The sequence below is a fragment of the Stenotrophomonas sp. YJH_SMC_135 genome (assembly GCF_059372355.1).
This window is the reverse complement of the sequence record NZ_JCAFVN010000001.1, coordinates 751882-770195: the sequence shown is the minus strand read 5'-3', so window position 1 is coordinate 770195 and position 18314 is coordinate 751882. Positions and strand designations below refer to the sequence as shown.

Below are 18314 nucleotides of genomic sequence, written 5' to 3'. Positions count from 1 at the left end.
ATGTCGGGGAAACAGCCCGTCGAAGTCCTGTTGCGCCCAGCGGTGGAGCTATACACCGTCGCGGCATGTGCGGGCGCCGCGTTTCTGTCCCTGGTGGCCCCGTGGTCGCTCGCGCTGAGCCCAGCCATGGGCGTCGGTGCCGCACTGGCGTTCGGCGCCTATGGCGCGATCCGCTACCGCGATGCGCGGGTGATCCTGCGCTACCGCCGCAACATCCGGCGCCTGCCGCGCTACGTGATGACGAGCAGGGACGTGCCGGTCAGCCAGCAGCGCCTGTTCGTGGGGCGCGGTTTCCTGTGGGAACAGAAGCACACCCACAGGCTGATGCAGACGTACCGGCCGGAATTTCGCCGCTACGTCGAGCCAACACCGGCATACCGGCTGGCGCGACGCCTGGAGGAGCGGCTGGAGTTCGCACCGTTTCCACTGTCTCGCCTCGTACGGCTCACGGGCTGGGATGTGTCATTCAACCCCGTGCGGCCACTGCCACCGGTAGGCGGCCTGCCGCGATTGCACGGCATCGAACCCGACGAGGTCGACGTCAGCCTGCCACTGGGTGAGCGCGTCGGCCATTCGCTGGTGCTGGGCACCACGCGCGTGGGGAAGACGCGGCTGGCCGAGTTGTTCGTCACCCAGGACATCCGTCGCACGAATGCAGACGGTGAGCATGAGGTCGTGATCGTCATCGACCCCAAGGGCGACGCGGATCTCTTGAAACGCATGTACGTCGAAGCCAAGCGAGCGGGTCGCGAGGGCGAGTTCTACGTCTTTCACCTCGGCTGGCCCGAGTTCTCTGCACGCTACAACGCGGTGGGGCGCTTCGGACGCATCAGTGAAGTCGCCACGCGCATTGCCGGGCAACTCTCCGGCGAGGGCAACAGTGCAGCGTTCCGCGAGTTCGCATGGCGCTTCGTCAACATCATTGCGCGCGCATTGGTGGAACTGGGGCAGCGCCCGGACTACATGCTGATCCAGCGGCACGTAATCAACATCGACGCGCTGTTCATGGAGTACGCCCAACACTACTTCGCCAAGACCGAGCCCAAGACCTGGGAGGTGATCGTCCAGATCGAGGCCAAGCTCAACGAGAAGAACATCCCAAGGAACATGATCGGGCGCGAGAAGCGTGTGGTGGCGCTGGAGCAATACCTCTCCCAGGCGCGCAACTACGACCCTGTGCTCGATGGCCTGCGCTCGGCGGTGCGCTACGACAAGACCTACTTCGACAAGATCGTTGCATCGCTGCTGCCGCTGCTGGAAAAGCTCACCAGCGGCAAGATCGCCCAACTCCTGGCGCCGAATTACTCCGACCTGTCTGACGCGCGCCCGATCTTCGACTGGATGCAAGTCATCAGGAAGCGCGCCGTGGTCTATGTCGGCCTGGATGCGCTGTCGGATGCTGAAGTCGCCGCGGCGGTCGGCAACTCCATGTTCTCCGACCTGGTGTCGGTAGCCGGGCACATCTACAAGCACGGGATCGACGACGGCCTGCCGGGTGCCTCGGCTGGCACGCGCATTCCCATCAACGTCCATGCCGACGAGTTCAACGAACTGATGGGCGACGAGTTCATCCCCCTTATCAACAAGGGCGGCGGTGCCGGGCTGCAGGTGACCGCGTATACGCAGACGCTCTCGGACATCGAGGCCCGCATCGGCAACCGCGCGAAGGCCGGCCAGGTGATCGGCAACTTCAACAACCTGTTCATGCTGCGGGTTCGGGAAACCGCCACCGCGGAATTGTTGACCCGTCAATTGCCCAAGGTGGAGGTCTATACCACCACCATCGTCTCCGGCGCGACCGATGCCTCGGACATCCGCGGGACGACGGACTTCACCAGCAACACGCAAGACCGCATCAGCATGTCGAGCGTGCCGATGATCGAGCCATCCCACGTCGTCGGCCTGCCCAAAGGCCAATGCTTCGCGCTGCTGCAGGGTGGTCAGCTCTGGAAGGTCCGGATGCCACTGCCAGCGCCTGACCCCGATGAAGTGATGCCGGCGGACTTGCAGCAACTGGCTGGGTACATGCGTCAGAGCTACAGCGAGGCCACGCAATGGTGGGAGTTCACCAGTTCCCCAGCCTTGCAGGAGGCTGCCTTGCCCGACGACCTGCTGGATGACGCCGCTCCGGCCGAGCCTGACGCGGTGGCCACCGGCGCCGACGACAGCACCGGCGAGGCCGCACCATGAAGGATGCCGCCTCGACCGCGCAGCGGGAGCAGAACCAGCGCCAGGGGCTGATCGTCGGCACCATCACCTTGCCGTTCAGGCTGCTCGGGGTGCTGATCGGTTCGCTGCTGTTCTCGATCGTGGTGGAGTGCGTCGGCATGCACCTGTTCTGGAAGGACCAGGGCTGGCGCCACTCCCAGCAGATGCTGCAGTACGAACTCGGGCACCTGTCGAACCACTTCACGCGCAGCGTGGTGGTGCAGGAGCCCGGGCGCACGGCGCACGAGCTGGTGGATACCGGGTACGGGTGGGTGTTCGTGCGCTCGGGGTTGCTGGAGCGCATGAGCCAGACCGCCGAGCGCGCCCGTGCGCCCAGCCGCGAGCCGACGCGCAACTTCCGCTATTACATCAGCCAGGCCTATGTCTGGGCCGAGAGCTACCTGATCGCCGCGGCCTTCACGACGCTCACGTTCCTCGTGCGCCTGCTGGTCCTGGTGCTCACGCTGCCGCTGATCCTCACTGCGGCATTCGTCGGCCTGATCGACGGCCTGGTGCGGCGGGACGTGCGGCGGTTCGGCGCGGGCCGGGAATCCGGCTTCATCTACCACCGCGCGAAAGCGAGCCTGATGCCGCTGGCCGTGCTGCCCTGGATCACCTACCTCGCGCTGCCGATCTCGGTGCATCCGCTGCTGATCCTGCTGCCCAGCGCAGCCTTGCTGGGACTGGCCGTGAGCCTGACCGCGGGCAGCTTCAAAAAGTACCTCTAGGCCATCAATCCGGTCGCTTCCGGGTTCCTATTGTTTGCGGCCTGAAACAGCCCTGATCTCCACGATCAACCCATTGCTGATCACACAGGAATGGCGCGATGTTGGCTTCGATCTGGCTGCGCGCCGCGCATCGCGGCGTGCCCACTTTTCTCGTGACGGCCCTCGTGCTGGGCCGGTCCCCGATGGCCTTGGCCGAGTCCCCGGCGCAGCGCCAGGAGTTGGTCGCCGCGCTGCGCCAGCTCGACGCGCTGGAACGCACCGTCGCGGACAGCGCCGCGCATACCCCCATCACACCGGGCGAGCGCTACCACTTCGATTACCCGCGGCTCCAGGCTGACTTGGCGCGCGTGCGCGCCGGCATCCAATTTCACCTGACGCCATCGCGCGCTCAACCGCGCGCCCCCTCCGAACTGGCCGGCGAATACCGCACCGAACGGGCGACCGAGCCGCTGCCGGCGACGACTGCGGAGGGCAAGCAATGAACGGCGCCCAGGTCTCGGCATTTCAAGCCAACAGCGGTATCGCGCCTTCCGCGATGGCGACCGTTCTGGTCGGCGTCGTGTTCGCGGTCCTGCTCGTGTGGGGCGTCTGGGCCATCCGAACGGCCTACGTGGGGTGGTCCGAGAGCCGCCTCAACCAGCGCCAGTTCCTCGGCGTCTGCATCCGCTTCGTCGCGATGTACCTCGTCCTGAGTTTCTTCCTTCTGTCCTGACCTGAAAGGCCCGACCATGCACAACCGCAACCTCACTTCCCGTTTTGCCCAGCGCGCCGCCGTGGCCCTGGGCGCCGCCGCGCTGCCGGCGCTGTCGTTCGCGCAAGGTCTGCCGCAATTGGAGAACCCCACGCGCGGCACCGGCAACGGCATCATGGAGACGATCCGCAACTACGGCTACGACATCATCATGCTCGTGGCCCTGCTGGTGGTGGCGTCGATGTTCATCGGCGTCTGCTACCACGCCTACGGGACCTACGCGGAGATCCACACCGGCCGCAAGACGTGGGGCCAGTTCGGCCTCACGGTCGCTATCGGCGCCGTGCTGCTTGTGATCGGCATCTGGCTGCTCACCGAAGCCACCGGCATCCTGTAAGCGAGGCCGGTATGTCCGAGCAGCAGCACGTCCGTGCGGACGGAACGGTCACCTTCCTTCCGCACCGGCTCAACCGCCATCCCGTTGTGGTGCGCGGCCTCACCGCTGACGAACTCTGGATTTGCTGCGGCCTGTCCGGTGCCGCCGGCCTGCTGGTCGGCGCGCCGCTGTCCTGGGTGTTCCGCACGATCGCGCTGGCGCCGACCTTCGTCGTCCTGGGCGTGGCGCTCGGCGTCTTCATCGGCGGCGGCATCCTGCGGCGCCTCAAGCGTGGGCGTCCCGACACCTGGCTGTATCGGCAACTGCAATGGCGCATCGCCACGCGCCATCCGCTGATGGCCGGCTGGGTGGGTGGCCATGTGCTGATCTCGCGCTCGGGCTTCTGGTCCACCCGCAGGAGCATGCGATGAGCCGCTTCAAAAACGAGATCACCCACCTGCAGGCGCACATCAAGACCTTGCGGCTGGCCGCGGGCGCGCTGGTCGTCGTCGCCCTGGTCATGGGCGGCGGCTGGTGGAGCGCGCCGCGCGACCTGACCATCCACGTCCCGCCCGACCTGCGCTCTGGCAGTACCCGCAAGTGGTGGGAAGTGCCGCCCGAATCGGTCTATGCGTTCACGTTCTACGTGTTCCAGACGCTGAACCGCTGGCCAACCAATGGCGAGGAAGACTACTCGCGCAACCTCCACACGCTCTCGCCGTACCTCACCCCGTCCTGCCAGGCCTTCCTGCGGGCGGACTATGACTACCGCCGCTCCACGGGCGAGCTGCGTCAGCGCGTGCGCGGCATCTACGAGATTCCCGGCCGCGGCTATGGCGACGACCCCACGGCGCGCGTGCGCACCGTGTCCGATCGCGACTGGGTGGTGACGCTGGACATCACGGCGGACGAGTACTACGGCGCCGAGCAGGTCAAGCGCGCCCTGGTGCGCTATCCGATCAAGGTCACGCGGGTGGACGTCGATCCCGCCCGTAACCCGTTCGGCCTGGCGCTGGACTGCTACGACGGCGCGCCCCAGCGCATCAGTGCACCGGAGCCGACGCGCCCGGCGCCGAGTGGCCTGTCTCCGCAAGCGCCTCAAGGAGGAAACACCCCATGAAGCACCCTGTACTCGCGCTGCTGGGGCTACTGGCCGTGGCCGCGGCACCCGTCGCCCATGCAGTGGAAATCCTGCGCTGGGAACGCATGCCACTGGCAGTGCCGCTGAAGGTCGGTCAGGAACGCATCGTGTTCATCGACCGCAACGTGCGCGTGGGCGTGCCCGCGGGCGTGGGCGAACGCCTGCGCGTGCAGAGTGCGGGGGGCGCGGTGTACCTGCGCGCCAGCGAGCCGATCGAGCCCACGCGGTTGCAACTGCAGGACGCCGACACGGGCGCGCTGATCCTGCTGGACATCGCAGCCGAACCACCCAAGGACGGGGAAGCCGAGCTGGAGCCGGTGCGCATCGTCGAGGGTGACAGCGCACCGGGACGCTATGGCGAGCAGGCCGACAGTGCCGAGGCCCCGGCACGCGCCCAGGGCCAAGCAGGTGCGCGGACCGCGCGGCGCGAAACTCCGGTCCCTGTCGTGCTGACGCGCTTCGCCGCGCAGAACCTCTACGCACCGCTGCGCACCGTCGAGCCGCTTCCGGGCGTCATGCGGGTCAACCTGCCCCGCGACCTCGACCTGGACACACTGATGCCAACGCTGCCCGTGCGCGCGGTCGCACTCGCGTCGTGGCGCCTGGAGGACCAGTGGGTCACTGCCGTGCGCCTAACCAACGGCAGCGGCGGCTGGATCACGCTCGACCCGCGCGTGCTGCAAGGCGATTTCCTCACCGCCACCTTCCAGCACGAGGCGCTGGGCCCGCGCGGCACGCCCGAGGACACGACCGTCCTGTACCTGGTCACGCGCGGCCGCGGTCTCGCGCAGTCGCTGCTGCCGGCGATTCACCGCTTCGACCCGGCCGTGCATCTGCCGCAGCCGGACGGCGACGAGAACACCAAGGAGGCCCGCCATGCGCAGTAACGGCCTGCTCAAGTGGCTGATGATCCCTGTTGCCATCCTGGTGCTGTTCGTCGGTATCCGGCTGTTCTCGGGTGGAGGCAGCACGGCGCCACCCGCGGCGGACAACGGCGCCCAGCTCACGCCCGATGAAATGAAGGCGCTGGGCATCGAAGGCGACACCCCGCGCGACACCGTGGCGACGCTCGTTGCCCAAGTGAAGCAGTTGCGCACCGAGCTTCAGACCGCGCTCTCGGACAACAAGTCGCAGCGTGAAGAGAACCAGCGACTGCGCCAGCGCGAGAACTCCATCGACCAGCGCATCAACTCGGCGCTCGAATCCGAGCGGTCCAACCTGCGCCGCGACCAAGAGCAGGCGGCCAGCGCGCGCCAGCAGACCGAAGGGCTGCTCGCCGACCTGCAGCGGCGTCTGGACAGCATCGGCGGGCGCGGCGGCGGCCATGCGGACCTGCCCGTGGGCCTGGGGCTGCAGGGCGGCGACGAGGCAGGCATGGAGGGCGGCGTGCGGTGGGTCGAGCCGGACGACGCAAAGCCCGCCGAGGGGCGCAACGGGGGGCGTGGCGCGAGCGGCGGCATGAGCTTCCCCACGAGCTTCGGCCCGGCGCAGAGCACGCTCGAAACCACTGCGGAAACCGTGGCCAACGCGGGCGCCCGCGCCGCCGGGGTCAAGAGTGCCAAGCCGGTCTACACCGTGCCGACCAACTCCACGCTCATGGGTTCGGTCGCCATGACAGCGCTGATCGGCCGCGTGCCGATCGACGGCACGGTCAACGATCCCTATCCGTTCAAAGTTCTGGTCGGGCCGGACAACCTGACCGCCAATGGCATCGACATTCCCGACGTGGCCGGCGCCGTGTTCAGCGGCACCGCTTCGGGCGACTGGACGCTCTCGTGCGTGCGCGGCCAGGTGCGCAGCATCACGTTCGTCTTCCACGACGGCACGATTCGCACGATCCCCGAAGACCGCGAGGGCAACCAGCAGAACAACCAACAGCGCGATGGCTTGGGCTGGATCAGCGATCCCCACGGCATTCCTTGCGTCAGCGGCGAGCGGCGCAGCAACGCCCAGCAATACCTCGGCTCGCAGGCCCTGATCACCGCGGCCGGCGCCGGTGTGGCCTCACTCATCGAGAGCGACAGCGGCCGCATGTCCTATGTCGGCTCGGACGGCTCCATCGGCACCGTGGGCATCACCGGCCAGGAAGCGGTCGGCCAGATTCTGGCGGGCGGCGTGCGGGACATGTCGGCCTGGGTCAACAAGTTGTACGGCCAGGCGTTCGCCGCCGTCTATGTCCAGCCCGGCGCCAAGGTTGCCGTCCACCTCGAAAAGCCGCTCGCCATCGACTTCGATCCCGAAGGCCGCAAGGTCGATCACCGCGCAGGAGAAAGCCATGCACTCGAACTTGACTAACCTGGCCCGTGGCCTGGCACTGGCCCTCGCCGTCGCGGTGCTTGGCGGCTGCGCCACCAGCAAGGAAAAGCTGCTGACCCACGGTGACCGCACGATGATGGACATCTGGCAGCAGGAGGCCGGCGACGGCGGTGGCGCAGCCGGACGGAACGCCGGCCGCCAGCTGCTCGATGCGCGCCAGAGCCTGCGTCGGCCCCTGACCGACGCCGACGTGCAGGTCGCACCCGTCGAGCAGATGCGCTACACGCGCACCGCGCGCAATGAGGTCCACCGCCAGTTCCAGCGTCTGCCCAATCCCGATCTCGTCATGTACGTGTATCCGCACCTGGCGGGCACGGACCCCGTGCCGGTGCCGGGCTACACGACGGTCTTCCCGCTCAACCAGCGCATCCAGTACGCCATGCCAGGCGAGCGCGTGGAGGCCTACTGATGCGGTGGAAACTTCCCTGGCCTAAGCCGGCCGCGCCGAAGCTGGCCGCATCCGGCGCTGGTGATGATGAGCAGCCGGACGGCTGGCAGCGCCACGTCGAGGCCTTGCGGCAGGTCGGCATCCCCGAACCCGGCTCGGCAGTCCGGGGCCGCAAGCCGGCGACGGAGGCCGACGAGCAGGCGCTGTACGACGTCGCACCGTCCTTCGTGGAACTGCTGCCCTGGGTGGAGTTCTTGCCCGAGTCGAAATCGATGCTCCTGGAGGACGGCCAATCGGTGGCCGCCTTCTTCGAGCTGGTGCCGCTGGGGACCGAGGGCCGGGAACCCGGCTGGCTCGCGCACGCCCGCGACGCCTTAGAAAACGCGCTCCAGGACAGCTTCGATGAACTGGACGAGAACCCCTGGGTGTTGCAGCTCTACGCCCAGGACGAACCGAGCTTCGACCAGTACATGCAGACGTTGCGCGACTACGTGCAGCCGCGCGCCCGTGGCACGGTGTTCACGGAGTTCTACCTGCGGTTCTTTGCCCACCATCTGCGCGCGGTGGCCAAGCCCGGTGGCTTGTTCCAGGACACGGTGGTCACACGCTTGCGCTGGCGCGGCCAGACGAGGCGTGTGCGCATGGTCGTCTATCGCCGCGTGACCGGACAAGGACAGGGCCAGGCAAACCGCCGGGGCCAGACACCCGAGCAGATGCTGAACATCGTCTGCGACCGCCTGTGCGGCGGGCTGGCGAACGCCGGCATCCAGGCTCGCCGCCTGGGTGCGGCAGACGTCCATGACTGGCTGCTGCGCTGGTTCAACCCGCGTCCGACGCTGCTCGGGCCTGGGGTCGAGGACCGGGAGCGCTTCTATGCGTTCGCGCGCTACCCCGCCGACACCGAGGCTGGCGAGATCGAACTGGCGAGCGGGCGGGATTTTAGCCAGCGGCTTTTCTTCAGCCAGCCACGCTCGGACGTGGAGCATGGCACCTGGCACTTCGACGGCATACCGCACCGTGTGTTGGTCACTGACCGGCTGCGCATGCCGCCCGGAACGGGACACCTGACTGGCGAAACCCGCAAGGGCGATGCGATCAACACGCTGTTCGATCAGATGCCCGAGGACACGACGATGTGTCTGACCATGGTGGCGACGCCCCAGGACATTCTCGAATCGCACCTGAACCACCTGGCGAAGAAGGCAGTCGGCGAAACACTGGCATCGGAGCAGACGCTCAAGGACGTGCAGGAGGCGCGCTCGCTCATCGGCAGCGCGCACAAACTCTACCGCGGCACGCTGGCCTTCTATCTGCGCGGACGCGACGAAGCCGAGCTTGACCGGCGCGGTCTGGACCTCGCCAACGTGATGCTCAACGCGGGGTTGCAGCCCGTTCGCGAGGACGATGAAGTCGCGCCGCTCAACAGCTATCTGCGCTGGCTACCGTGCTGCTACAACCCCGCGCAGGATCGGCGAAACTGGTTCACCCAACTGATGTTCGCCCAGCATGTGGCGAATCTCTCGCCGGCGTGGGGTCGCAGCCAGGGTACGGGCCATCCGGGCAACACGTTCTTCAACCGCGGTGGCGGGCCGATCACGTTTGATCCGCTGAACCGCTTAGACAGGCAGATGAATGCCCATCTATTCCTGTTCGGCCCCACCGGCTCGGGCAAGAGCGCCACGCTCAACAACCTGCTGAACCAGGTCACGGCCATCTACCGGCCGCGCCTCTTCATCGTGGAAGCCGGCAACAGCTTCGGGCTGTTCAGCGACTTCGCCAGGCGCCTGGGCCTGACGGTGAACCGGGTCAAGCTGGCCCCCGGATCGGGCATCAGCCTGGCACCGTTCGCGGATGCCCGCCGGCTGATCGAAACACCCAGCGACGTGCAGACGCTCGATGCCGATGCGTTGGACGAAGACCTGCCACCGGATGCCTCGGTCATGGAGGCAGACGAACAGCGTGACGTGTTGGGCGAGTTGGAGATCACGGCACGGCTGATGATCACCGGCGGCGAGGACAAGGAGGAAGCCCGGATGACGCGGGCCGACCGTTCGCTGATCCGCCAGTGCATCCTCGACGCCGCCGAACACTGCGTGGCTGAGAAGCGCACGGTGCTCACTCGCGACGTGCGCAACGCGCTGCGCGCCCGCGGTCAGGACTCGACGCTTCCCGAGATGCGGCGCATGCGGCTGCTGGAGATGGCGGACGCGATGGACATGTTCTGCCAAGGCACCGATGGCGAGATGTTCGACCGCGATGGCACGCCGTGGCCCGAGGCCGACATCACGCTGGTGGATCTGGCGACCTATGCCCGCGAGGGCTACAACGCGCAGCTCTCCATCGCCTACATCAGCCTGATCAGCACGGTGAACAACATCGCCGAGCGCGACCAGTACCTGGGTCGTCCGATCATCAATGTGACCGACGAAGGCCACATCATCACGAAGAACCCGTTGCTCGCGCCCTACGTCGTGAAAATTACCAAGATGTGGCGCAAATTGGGCGCCTGGTTCTGGCTGGCGACCCAGAACATCGACGACCTGCCGCGTGCCGCAGAGCCCATGCTCAACATGATTGAGTGGTGGATCTGCCTGTCGATGCCGCCCGATGAGGTCGAGAAGATTGCACGCTTCCGTGAACTCTCACCAGCGCAGAAAGCGCTGATGCTTTCTGCGCGCAAGGAGGGGGGGAAATTCACCGAGGGCGTGATCCTGTCGAAGTCGATGGAAGTGTTGTTCCGCGCGGTGCCGCCGAGCCTTTACCTCGCGCTTGCGCAGACCGAACCCGAGGAGAAGGCCGAGCGCTACCAGCTCATGCAGCAATACGGCTGCACCGAGCTGGAAGCCGCCTTCAAGGTGGCCGAGAAGATCGACCAGGCACGCGGCATCGAGTCGCCCGCCTTGGAACTGTCGTAAGCCGGAGAACGCCATGGAACACAAACATCCTTCCATCCCGATGCAGGTGCAGGCGTTCCGCCGTCGGCGCTGGGGGACCCGCTGGCCGTGGGCGTTGGCTGCAGTGCTGGTTGCGCTGCTGCTGATCTGGCTCGTGTCCCGTTCGCCAGGCGGGTCCACACCTCAGACTTCGGCGCCAGTCAGCGAGACACAGGTGGCAGGGCCTCCGTGGCAGATGGGCAATCCGGAAGGTCGTTTCACACTGACGCTGTACGCGGACCTCGAATGCCCGTTCTGCCGGTCCTATTTCCCTGTGCTCAAACGTTGGGTGGCCGGCAATGCCGACGTGGCCTTGCAATGGCACCACCTGCCGTTGGCCGCACATGAACCGGCCGCTTCTGCCGAAGCGCGTCTGGCGGAATGCGCCGGCGAAGCCGGCGGGCATGCCACCTTCTGGCAAGCCGTCGAGTGGGTATATGCCCACACGCGCAGCGACGGCCAGGGCTTGCCCGAGGACCTGCGCTACCCCGACCTGACGCCAGCCATCGAGCAGTGCATCGCGAGCGAGCGGCCCGACGCGGCGATTCGTACCCAAACTGCGGAAGCCACGAACAGCGGCGTGACCGCCACGCCGTCGCTGCGGCTGCACGATCGCGAAAGCGGCAAGGCGATCCTGCTGCAGGGTCCGATCGAGGGCGATGCCTTGCTGTCAGCCATGGACATGCTCGCCGCCGGCGATCCCGCCACCACACCCACATCGGAAATGCCTGCCGACGTCGTCGGCGACATGCCCAGGTAGCCCCGGTCTTCAAGGCTACGGCGCAGTCCGCTGCGCTGACCGCAACCCGTTCGCCTCGCGTCCTGGCCGCGAACGATCACCGCTACCGCGGTGATGGATGCACCTTGTTCGTTCCCCAGGAGGGCTTGCCCTCCCAGGGCGCGCGCCCTCCGATCTCACCGTCTGGAGGTTCGCCATGTCTTTCGTCGTCAATGACTCCTACCTGGAGTCGCTTTCCGCCATCGCTACCCAACACGAGGACTGGATCATCCAGCAAGCCATCGTGCTGCTGGAGAGACGGATCTTCAAAGCTGGACCGTGCCTCAGCCGACCGGCCGCTGTGCGGGACTACCTGCGTCTGAAACTGGTCGCTGAGCCCAATGAGATATTCGCCGCTGTGTTCCTGGACAGCATGCACCAGGTGCTGGCCTACGAGCCGTTGTTCAGGGGCACGATCAACTCGACATCGGTCTATCCGCGTGTCGTCGCGCAGCGTGTGCTGGAGTTGAATGCCGCCGCGGTGGTCTTCAGCCACCAGCACCCCTCGGGCATCTCCGAACCGTCGAGCGCGGATCGCATGCTGACCCAGCAACTGCAGGTCGCGCTGGCGCTCATCGATGTGCGGGTACTGGACCACATCATCGTCGGCCAGGGTGCCCCGTTCTCCTTTGCGGAGTCCGGCCTGCTGTAAAGGTTGCACTGCTTCGTTGATCAGCGCGGAGGCTTCGGCCTCCGCTTTTTCTTCGCAGCGACGCAAGCAGGTATGCGGGGTGGCCGCGATGCGCATTGTTTGTTGGGGCCGCGTGGGGTTCGGCGTTTGACTATGGCCCTGATCAACTTCCGGGGCGCATGACATGCCAGCAGCTTTTACCCGGTTCGCACCAGGCTGGCGAACCCTTGGCCTGGCCGTGGCGCTGCCGGCATCTCTGGCCGTGTTCAGCCCGGCCACCTTCGCCGCCGACGTGGTGGTCGTCACCGACAGCCGCCACCCGGTCAAGACCGCCGGCGGCGAGCGGCTGATCGAGTTGGACGAAGCGCCCCGGATCGAGGCCGAGCTTTCCGCGGATCTGCCGGCCGACCCCGAGCGGGCAGCAGCCATCGTCCGGCAACGACTGAACCAAGGCGGCACCGATCTTCAGCGCCGCATCGGCACCGCCTACCAGGGCGTCGCCGATGCATGGAGCCTGGGCGTCGCCGCCATCCCGGCCGTCGTGGTAGATCAACGCTATGTGGTCTATGGCGAGCCGGACGTGGCCCGGGCGGTGTCCCGCATCGAGCAGTACCGGAGGACGCAGCCGTGACCCATCGCCCATTCGACTTGCTGCGCCGCCTGCGCGTCGCCGTGGCCTCGCTGCTGTTGGTCAGCGCCACCGGCAGCTACGCCCTGAACACCGCCACCATCGTGTCCTCCGTCATGTCGCCGGACTGCCTGGAATACCGGGTGGTGGGCATCTGCTACTGGCTCTACTGCACCTGGACGGGCTGCACGGTGCGCACGTCCACCAAGGTCCGGCACTACGTGCCCGATGCGGTCGTCTCCAGCTACAGCAACACCGGGGAGAACCCCTGGGTCGAAGTGCAGGCGATGAGCACGCCCAACCCATCCGCACAGGCAGGTGGGGATGGGACCACGAACGAAGACCACGAAAACAACCTCGCCAAATTCAAGAACAGCGATGTCATCGGCCATCCTGGCGGCGAGGTATTCAACCAGTTCGCATCGTCGTCGGGCTATTTCTGCCAAGGCGCGGGCACGGCCTTCATGCCGTATCTACTCAGCACGCTGGACACGCTGGCTTGGCGCTACAACGTGCCTGAAATGGCCTACCCGGAGGCGTTGATTCCGGGCATGCGCGAGGTCGGTGCGCGCACCACGATGAATCTCTGGGGCAACGTCTATCCGCGCGGCGGCTTCCTGCACCAGACCGACGACCAAAAATCCGGGGCTGTGGTGGCCCAGCGCGCGGGCGATGTCGTCACGCGCCGCGGGCAGATCCACGTGTACCAGCCGCTGCTTGCCAACGCCCGCGACGGCTACTGGCCGGCCGGCGAGCTGATGGAGGGTGATGCCTCTACGGGCAAGTGGCAGGAGCTGACGCCGCGCCTGTCCAACACCTGCGTGGTGTTCCCGCACAGCGGCACGCTGACCCAGGCCCAGCAAGGCGACTACGCCTGGGCGCTGTGGCGTCCCTATGCGTGCTGCGAACGCCGCGGTCAGGTGTTCCTGGGCAGCGTCGATTTCCTCTGAGGTGCCACGATGAAGCGTCCTGAACCGATGAACCTTTCCGCCAAGGCGTGCCGCCTGCTGCGCCCGACGGCGCTGGCCGGCACGCTCGCTCTGGTCTGCGGCATGGCGTGGGCGCAGGTCGGATACCAGAACAGCGGCCCCGTCCTCGGCGATGACGTCATGTACTCGATCGGCGGTGGCAGTGCGGTGTCCATGGGCCGCGCGGCCGGCATGCGTTCCATCGGGGTCGGCGTGGGGTGGAACAGCAACCTGATCTGCGGCGACATGAGCATCCAGACCACGCTGCGCAATCAGCTTAACGGCATCACGAACGGCTTTCAGCAGATCATGAGCAACGTGATCCAGAGCGCGACCAGCGCGGTTGCATCGCTGCCGGCGCTGATCATTCAGCGCGCCGATCCGGGCCTGTACAACCTGCTGACTAACGGCGTGCTGCAGGCGCGGCTGGACTTCGACCGCTCCAAGCTGACGTGCCGCGCCATGGCGGAGAAGATGGCCGAGACGGCGGGTGGCCAGCTTGGCTGGAGCCAGATGGCCGAAGGCATGGCCCTGCGTGACGCGGTTGGCAGCAACGATGCCGTATCGGCCGTCGAGCAGGCCGAGACGCGCCGCGGCAACGACGGCGTGCCCTGGGTGGGCGGCAGCAATGCCGGTGGCGCGGGCCAGTCCGCCATCCGGGTGGTCGGCGACGTCACCCGCGCGGGCTACAACCTGGTCAACGGTCGCGGCGTGACGGACACCTCCTCCATCGCGTCCACCAGTTGCGCGAGCCTGTCCTGCCAGACCTGGACGTCGCCGCAGCAGGCGACCGAATGGGCCACGCGCGCCCTCGGAGAGCAGGTGCAGCGCACGTGCGACTCCTGCACTAAGACCGAGACGGTGCCCGGCGTCGGGCTGACGCCGCTGATCCAGGAGGAGTACGAAGCCAAGCTGGAGGTCTTGCAGGAGCTGGTTTCCGGCACGCGTAATACCACCTTCGAGAACTTGCGCGAGGCCGGCAGCACGTCGCTGCCGATCACCCGCGGCGTGATCGAGGCGCTGCGCGACGAGCCGGACCAGGACCTGCTGGCGCGGCGCCTCGCGTCCGAAGTGGCGCTGTCATCGGTGCTGGAGAAGGCGCTCCTGCTCCAACGCACGCTGCTCACGGGCAAGAAGGAGCCCAACGTCGCAGCCAACGAACTTGCGGTGCAGGCCGTGAACCATGAGAGCGACACGCTCGACCGGGAGATCCGCAACCTGAAGACGGAATTGGAGCTGCGGCGCGAACTGGCGAACAACTCGCCGATGGCCATCATCCAGCGCCACGGCACGCGGGCGGCCGGCTCGCGCGGCATCTACGAGGGCGATCCGGTACCCGACCGCCTTGACCAGTTGCAGAAGGGCAATCCCGGAGCCAGGCCATGAACGCGGAGCGCATGGCCTGGCGCCCCTTGCGCTGGCTCTTCAGCCGGCGCGCGGCGACGGCGCTGCTGTGGGCGGTGGTGCTCGTCGCCGCTGCGGTGGGTGCCAACATCGCCGGCATCTACCTGGTCGGCAGCGTGGCCGGATGGGAGCGGTGGCTCGCGGCCGCATCGGGCTACTTCTTCGTGTGGCGGCTGTGTCTGTACGGGGCCACGGTTTACGGGTGGCTCTGGATGCGCCGCCGGCTGCTGGCGCGCGAAGACCAGGACGGGGCAGATGGGCAGGCACGGCGCCGCCTGATGCGCAGCGAGATCGCGGGCGTCGTCGCCATCGTCGTGCTGGAAGCCAGCTTGTTGATGCAGGCCGCTTGAGGGGATCGAGGCCATGACGCTTTTCACGACCGACTACCTGGAGTACTACCTCACACTCGTTTCCTGGATCGTCAACAACGGCATCTGGGCGGCCCTCGTATCCAGCGGGGTATTCGCGCTGCCTTTCGTCGCCATCGTCGTGCAGGAGTGGTTGAAAGCTCGTGCTGAAGGCGCCGACGAGGGCAATAAAGGCGTGCTGAGCGCCGCCCGCATCGAGAACCGGGTCTTCGTCGCCATCGTGGTGGTGATGTTCGCCGGCATTCCGTTCATCGACGTGGACCTAAACACCATCCAGTACGACAGCTCGCGCTCGGCCCAGTGCCAGGTCAGCGTGGCGCAGCCCGCGGATACCGGCTGGTCGCAGTCCTTCAGCACCATCAACAACCAGTCGGCGAAGGTGCCGGTGTGGTGGGCGTTCATGCACGCGCTCTCGCGCGCCGTCACGGGCGCTTCGGTGGCGGCAATCCCGTGCGGCACGGACCTGCGGCAGATGCGCATGGAGATCGACGCCACGCGCATCGATGATCCGGTGCTGGCTCAGGAAGTAGCGGATTTCTCTCGGGATTGCTATGGGCCTGCACGGGCCAAATTGTTCATGCAGCGCCCTCAACTTGATGAGCAGCAGATGCACGACGTGACCTGGATCGGATCGCGGTTCTTCACCGACACGAACGGGTACTACGACACGTATCGCTCCAGCACGCCGCGCGATGACTGGCCCTATGACAGCAACCGCGACGCTGGGCTGGCCCAGGTATCCAGTGGCGGTGGCTACCCGACCTGCAGGCAATGGTGGGCTGATGGCAGCAATGGCCTGCGGGCACGGCTGCTGGGACAGGTGGACCCGAGCCTGCTCAATCGCCTGGCGGGCTGGGCTGGCTTCCTGAGCCGGGCCGAGGTGGACAATTCGGTGATCCGCGCGATCGCGTCACCGCGGCAGCAGAAGCTGAACCAAGGCAGCGTCTATACCGACTACGGCGGCCAGATCGACAAGACCTTGCCAAACATCGTGACGCGGGCTACGGGAGACGTTGGAATGGCAGTTGGCGCGATTGCCTCGTTTCCCGCGATGGACGTCGTGCGGCAGGCGCTGCCGATGGTGCTCGCCTTGCTCAAGATGGCATTGGTAATCTGCATCCCGCTCGTGCTGGTCGTGGGCACCTATGACTTGAAGACGGTCGTCACGGTCAGCGTCGTGCAGTTCGCGCTGTTCTTCACGGATTTCTGGTTTCAGCTTGCGCGCTGGATCGATTCGACGATCCTGGACGCACTTTATGGCTGGGGGTTCGGCTGGAACCGGCCGCACACCAACTTCGACCCGCTGGTGGGGCTGAACAACGCCTTCGGCGACATGCTCCTGATGTTCGTCACAGGCACGATGTTTCTGGTCCTGCCGACGTTTTGGGTCGCTGCTTTGGGGTGGGTCGGAGTTAAGGCTGGGGTGATTGCTCAGAACCTTGCTGTCGGCTCCAAGGAAGCGCGTGATAGCGCCGGGTCAGGTGTAAACAAGGTAGCCGGCAAGGTTCTGTGACAAACAGGCCAAACCTCAGTCATCGAACGGATCGTTCGGGTCGTGAGGGTCGAGCCGCTGGCCATTGGAAGAATACAGGCCAAAGCCCGCCTCGCCATTGCGCAATTCATCCTGTTGCGTCCAGCGGTCTTCATCTCTAGCCGAATTGCCAGCCATCCATACCGCCGCAACGCCCAGCAGTAGCAACACCGCCAGCCAGAAGGTGGTGTACAGCAGCACCCCGAGCGCAACCAGCTTGACCACCCACACGAGCGCGGTGGCACCGGCCGCCGCCCCCCCCTTTGACACCAACCAGCTCGATGCCCGGCGTTCGCCGCGCACGTAGGCACGCCATCCGCGACCCAAGGTGCGGCCGAGTCGTTCTGCGGTACGGATGCGTGTCGTGGTGTTCATGGTCGTCTCCTGCTATTGAGCGATGCCTATTCCAGTTTGCTCCAATCCTGCTTGCTTGCCTGTATCAGCGCATGCCAGTCGTCTGGTGGGTTCCCGCGCCCGAGCATCTTCTCGAACACGACATACGGGTCCGATTTGCTACCCGAAGACCGCAGGGTCTGTTCATCGTTGACCCAGGCGTACACGATGACCTTCGCCTTCGAGTCATACCGGAAGAACAGCCGGAACCGCCGTCCGATCTTGGCCCTTCGCCAGTGGCGGTGGGCAGGTCCCAAGGTGTTGCCCTGGCGGTACTCGTCGCGTGCCGGATCGCCTGGCACCACATCCAAGATCAACTGGCTCAAGGCCCGGAAGAGCTTGACGTTGGCATTGGACTCGAAGCCCGTCGGGTCGTTCTCCTGCGCGCGCCTCGCGGTCGCATGCAGTTTCTGCAACTGCTCGATCACGCAGTCGTGGAAGAGCAGCGTCCAGCCATGCCGTTGCATCAGAGTTCCACTTTCCCGTCGATCTCCTCGTCCAGGTCCAGACCGTGGCCAGCATGCTCCAGCATGGCGCGGGCCAGATCCTCGGGCAGGCCCTGGACGTTCCGGCCAGCTTCGATGTCGCGGGCCAGCAGGCTCAGGAATGCGCCGATGGCGGGGTCCTCATGCTCGGCATCGACGCGGGTGACGACGACTTCGCTGCCCCGCAGATCGAACGCGAGCTTGCCACCGGCATCGACGCCGAGCGCCTGCCGGATGGGCTTGGGCAGCGTGATCTGGCCTTTGGAGGTCAGCGTGGCAACTTCGTGGATGGCAGGCATGGCGGCTCTCCTGATTGCGATACCCGCATGGTAAGGAAATTTCCTTAC

Annotated in this window: 21 protein-coding genes; 18 read left to right on the top strand and 3 right to left on the bottom strand. The window is 66.3% G+C overall.

Going from position 1 to position 18314, the window contains the following annotated elements; genetic code table 11:
• From traD to AC5P98_RS03690, 18 genes are all read left to right on the top strand, one after another.
• Positions 1–2190, top strand: coding sequence for a type IV conjugative transfer system coupling protein TraD (gene traD / locus AC5P98_RS03775; RefSeq protein ID WP_013391804.1), 2190 nt, complete (start codon positions 1–3; stop codon positions 2188–2190).
• Positions 2187–2936: a TIGR03747 family integrating conjugative element membrane protein gene (locus tag AC5P98_RS03770; RefSeq protein WP_013391805.1), complete on the top strand. Its 750-nt coding sequence runs from the start codon at positions 2187–2189 to the stop codon at positions 2934–2936. The genes traD and AC5P98_RS03770 overlap by 4 nt, the downstream gene beginning before the upstream one ends.
• A 98-nt stretch (positions 2937–3034) precedes the next feature.
• The gene (locus tag AC5P98_RS03765; protein WP_013391806.1) at positions 3035–3418 is read left to right on the top strand and encodes an integrative conjugative element protein, RAQPRD family; all 384 of its coding nucleotides are present in this window, start codon (positions 3035–3037) and stop codon (positions 3416–3418) included.
• Positions 3415–3648 carry a TIGR03758 family integrating conjugative element protein gene (locus AC5P98_RS03760; protein WP_003050225.1) on the top strand — a complete coding sequence of 78 codons (234 nt, stop codon included), beginning with the start codon at positions 3415–3417 and terminating at the stop codon, positions 3646–3648. Before AC5P98_RS03765 ends, AC5P98_RS03760 begins: the two co-directional genes overlap by 4 nt.
• A gap of 16 nt (positions 3649–3664) precedes the next feature.
• Positions 3665–4024 carry a TIGR03745 family integrating conjugative element membrane protein gene (locus AC5P98_RS03755; RefSeq protein ID WP_003090173.1) on the top strand — a complete coding sequence of 120 codons (360 nt, stop codon included), beginning with the start codon at positions 3665–3667 and terminating at the stop codon, positions 4022–4024.
• Positions 4025–4035: 11 nt separating this feature from the next.
• Positions 4036–4434, top strand: a complete 399-nt coding sequence (locus tag AC5P98_RS03750) for a TIGR03750 family conjugal transfer protein (protein ID WP_003050133.1) — start codon at positions 4036–4038, stop codon at positions 4432–4434.
• Positions 4431–5123, top strand: coding sequence for a PFL_4703 family integrating conjugative element protein (locus AC5P98_RS03745; protein ID WP_003116810.1), 693 nt, complete (start codon positions 4431–4433; stop codon positions 5121–5123). The genes AC5P98_RS03750 and AC5P98_RS03745 overlap by 4 nt, the downstream gene beginning before the upstream one ends.
• Positions 5120–6031 (top strand): TIGR03749 family integrating conjugative element protein, encoded by a 912-nt coding sequence (locus AC5P98_RS03740; protein ID WP_003116809.1) that lies wholly within the window; start codon positions 5120–5122, stop codon positions 6029–6031. The genes AC5P98_RS03745 and AC5P98_RS03740 overlap by 4 nt, the downstream gene beginning before the upstream one ends.
• A complete protein-coding gene (locus tag AC5P98_RS03735) occupies positions 6021–7439 on the top strand; it encodes a TIGR03752 family integrating conjugative element protein (protein ID WP_003116808.1) in 1419 nt (472 codons plus the stop codon). Before AC5P98_RS03740 ends, AC5P98_RS03735 begins: the two co-directional genes overlap by 11 nt.
• Positions 7420–7869: a TIGR03751 family conjugal transfer lipoprotein gene (locus tag AC5P98_RS03730; protein WP_003116807.1), complete on the top strand. Its 450-nt coding sequence runs from the start codon at positions 7420–7422 to the stop codon at positions 7867–7869. The genes AC5P98_RS03735 and AC5P98_RS03730 overlap by 20 nt, the downstream gene beginning before the upstream one ends.
• Positions 7869–10763 (top strand): conjugative transfer ATPase, encoded by a 2895-nt coding sequence (locus AC5P98_RS03725; protein WP_013391807.1) that lies wholly within the window; start codon positions 7869–7871, stop codon positions 10761–10763. Before AC5P98_RS03730 ends, AC5P98_RS03725 begins: the two co-directional genes overlap by 1 nt.
• Before the next feature lie 13 nt (positions 10764–10776).
• Positions 10777–11541: a DsbA family protein gene (locus tag AC5P98_RS03720; RefSeq protein ID WP_003116805.1), complete on the top strand. Its 765-nt coding sequence runs from the start codon at positions 10777–10779 to the stop codon at positions 11539–11541.
• A 175-nt stretch (positions 11542–11716) separates the two neighbouring features.
• Entirely contained in the window at positions 11717–12211 is a 495-nt protein-coding gene (locus AC5P98_RS03715; RefSeq protein ID WP_003116804.1) for a JAB domain-containing protein, read from the top strand.
• Positions 12212–12374: 163 nt separating this feature from the next.
• Complete coding sequence (locus AC5P98_RS03710) at positions 12375–12821, top strand: TIGR03757 family integrating conjugative element protein (protein ID WP_003116803.1); 447 nt, start codon at positions 12375–12377, stop codon at positions 12819–12821.
• Complete coding sequence (locus tag AC5P98_RS03705) at positions 12818–13768, top strand: TIGR03756 family integrating conjugative element protein (protein ID WP_003116802.1); 951 nt, start codon at positions 12818–12820, stop codon at positions 13766–13768. The genes AC5P98_RS03710 and AC5P98_RS03705 overlap by 4 nt, the downstream gene beginning before the upstream one ends.
• Positions 13769–13777: 9 nt before the next feature.
• On the top strand, positions 13778–15172 hold the full coding sequence (locus AC5P98_RS03700; protein ID WP_013391809.1) for an integrating conjugative element protein: 1395 nt from the start codon (positions 13778–13780) through the stop codon (positions 15170–15172).
• Positions 15169–15540 carry a hypothetical protein gene (locus AC5P98_RS03695; protein WP_013391810.1) on the top strand — a complete coding sequence of 124 codons (372 nt, stop codon included), beginning with the start codon at positions 15169–15171 and terminating at the stop codon, positions 15538–15540. The genes AC5P98_RS03700 and AC5P98_RS03695 overlap by 4 nt, the downstream gene beginning before the upstream one ends.
• A 13-nt stretch (positions 15541–15553) precedes the next feature.
• A complete protein-coding gene (locus AC5P98_RS03690; RefSeq protein ID WP_013391811.1) occupies positions 15554–17071 on the top strand; it encodes a conjugal transfer protein TraG N-terminal domain-containing protein in 1518 nt (505 codons plus the stop codon).
• A 15-nt stretch (positions 17072–17086) separates the two neighbouring features.
• Here the strand turns inward: AC5P98_RS03690 and AC5P98_RS03685 are convergent, their stop codons facing one another.
• From AC5P98_RS03685 to AC5P98_RS03675, 3 genes are read right to left on the bottom strand one after another with little or no spacing between them, the layout of a single operon-like run.
• Entirely contained in the window at positions 17087–17464 is a 378-nt protein-coding gene (locus tag AC5P98_RS03685) for a DUF3742 family protein (protein WP_013391812.1), read from the bottom strand.
• 26 nt (positions 17465–17490) lie between these two features.
• Entirely contained in the window at positions 17491–17949 is a 459-nt protein-coding gene (locus AC5P98_RS03680) for a type II toxin-antitoxin system YhaV family toxin (RefSeq protein ID WP_013391813.1), read from the bottom strand.
• Positions 17949–18266 carry a type II toxin-antitoxin system PrlF family antitoxin gene (locus AC5P98_RS03675; protein ID WP_013391814.1) on the bottom strand — a complete coding sequence of 106 codons (318 nt, stop codon included), beginning with the start codon at positions 18264–18266 and terminating at the stop codon, positions 17949–17951. Before AC5P98_RS03675 ends, AC5P98_RS03680 begins: the two co-directional genes overlap by 1 nt.
• Positions 18267–18314: the final 48 nt, after the last annotated feature.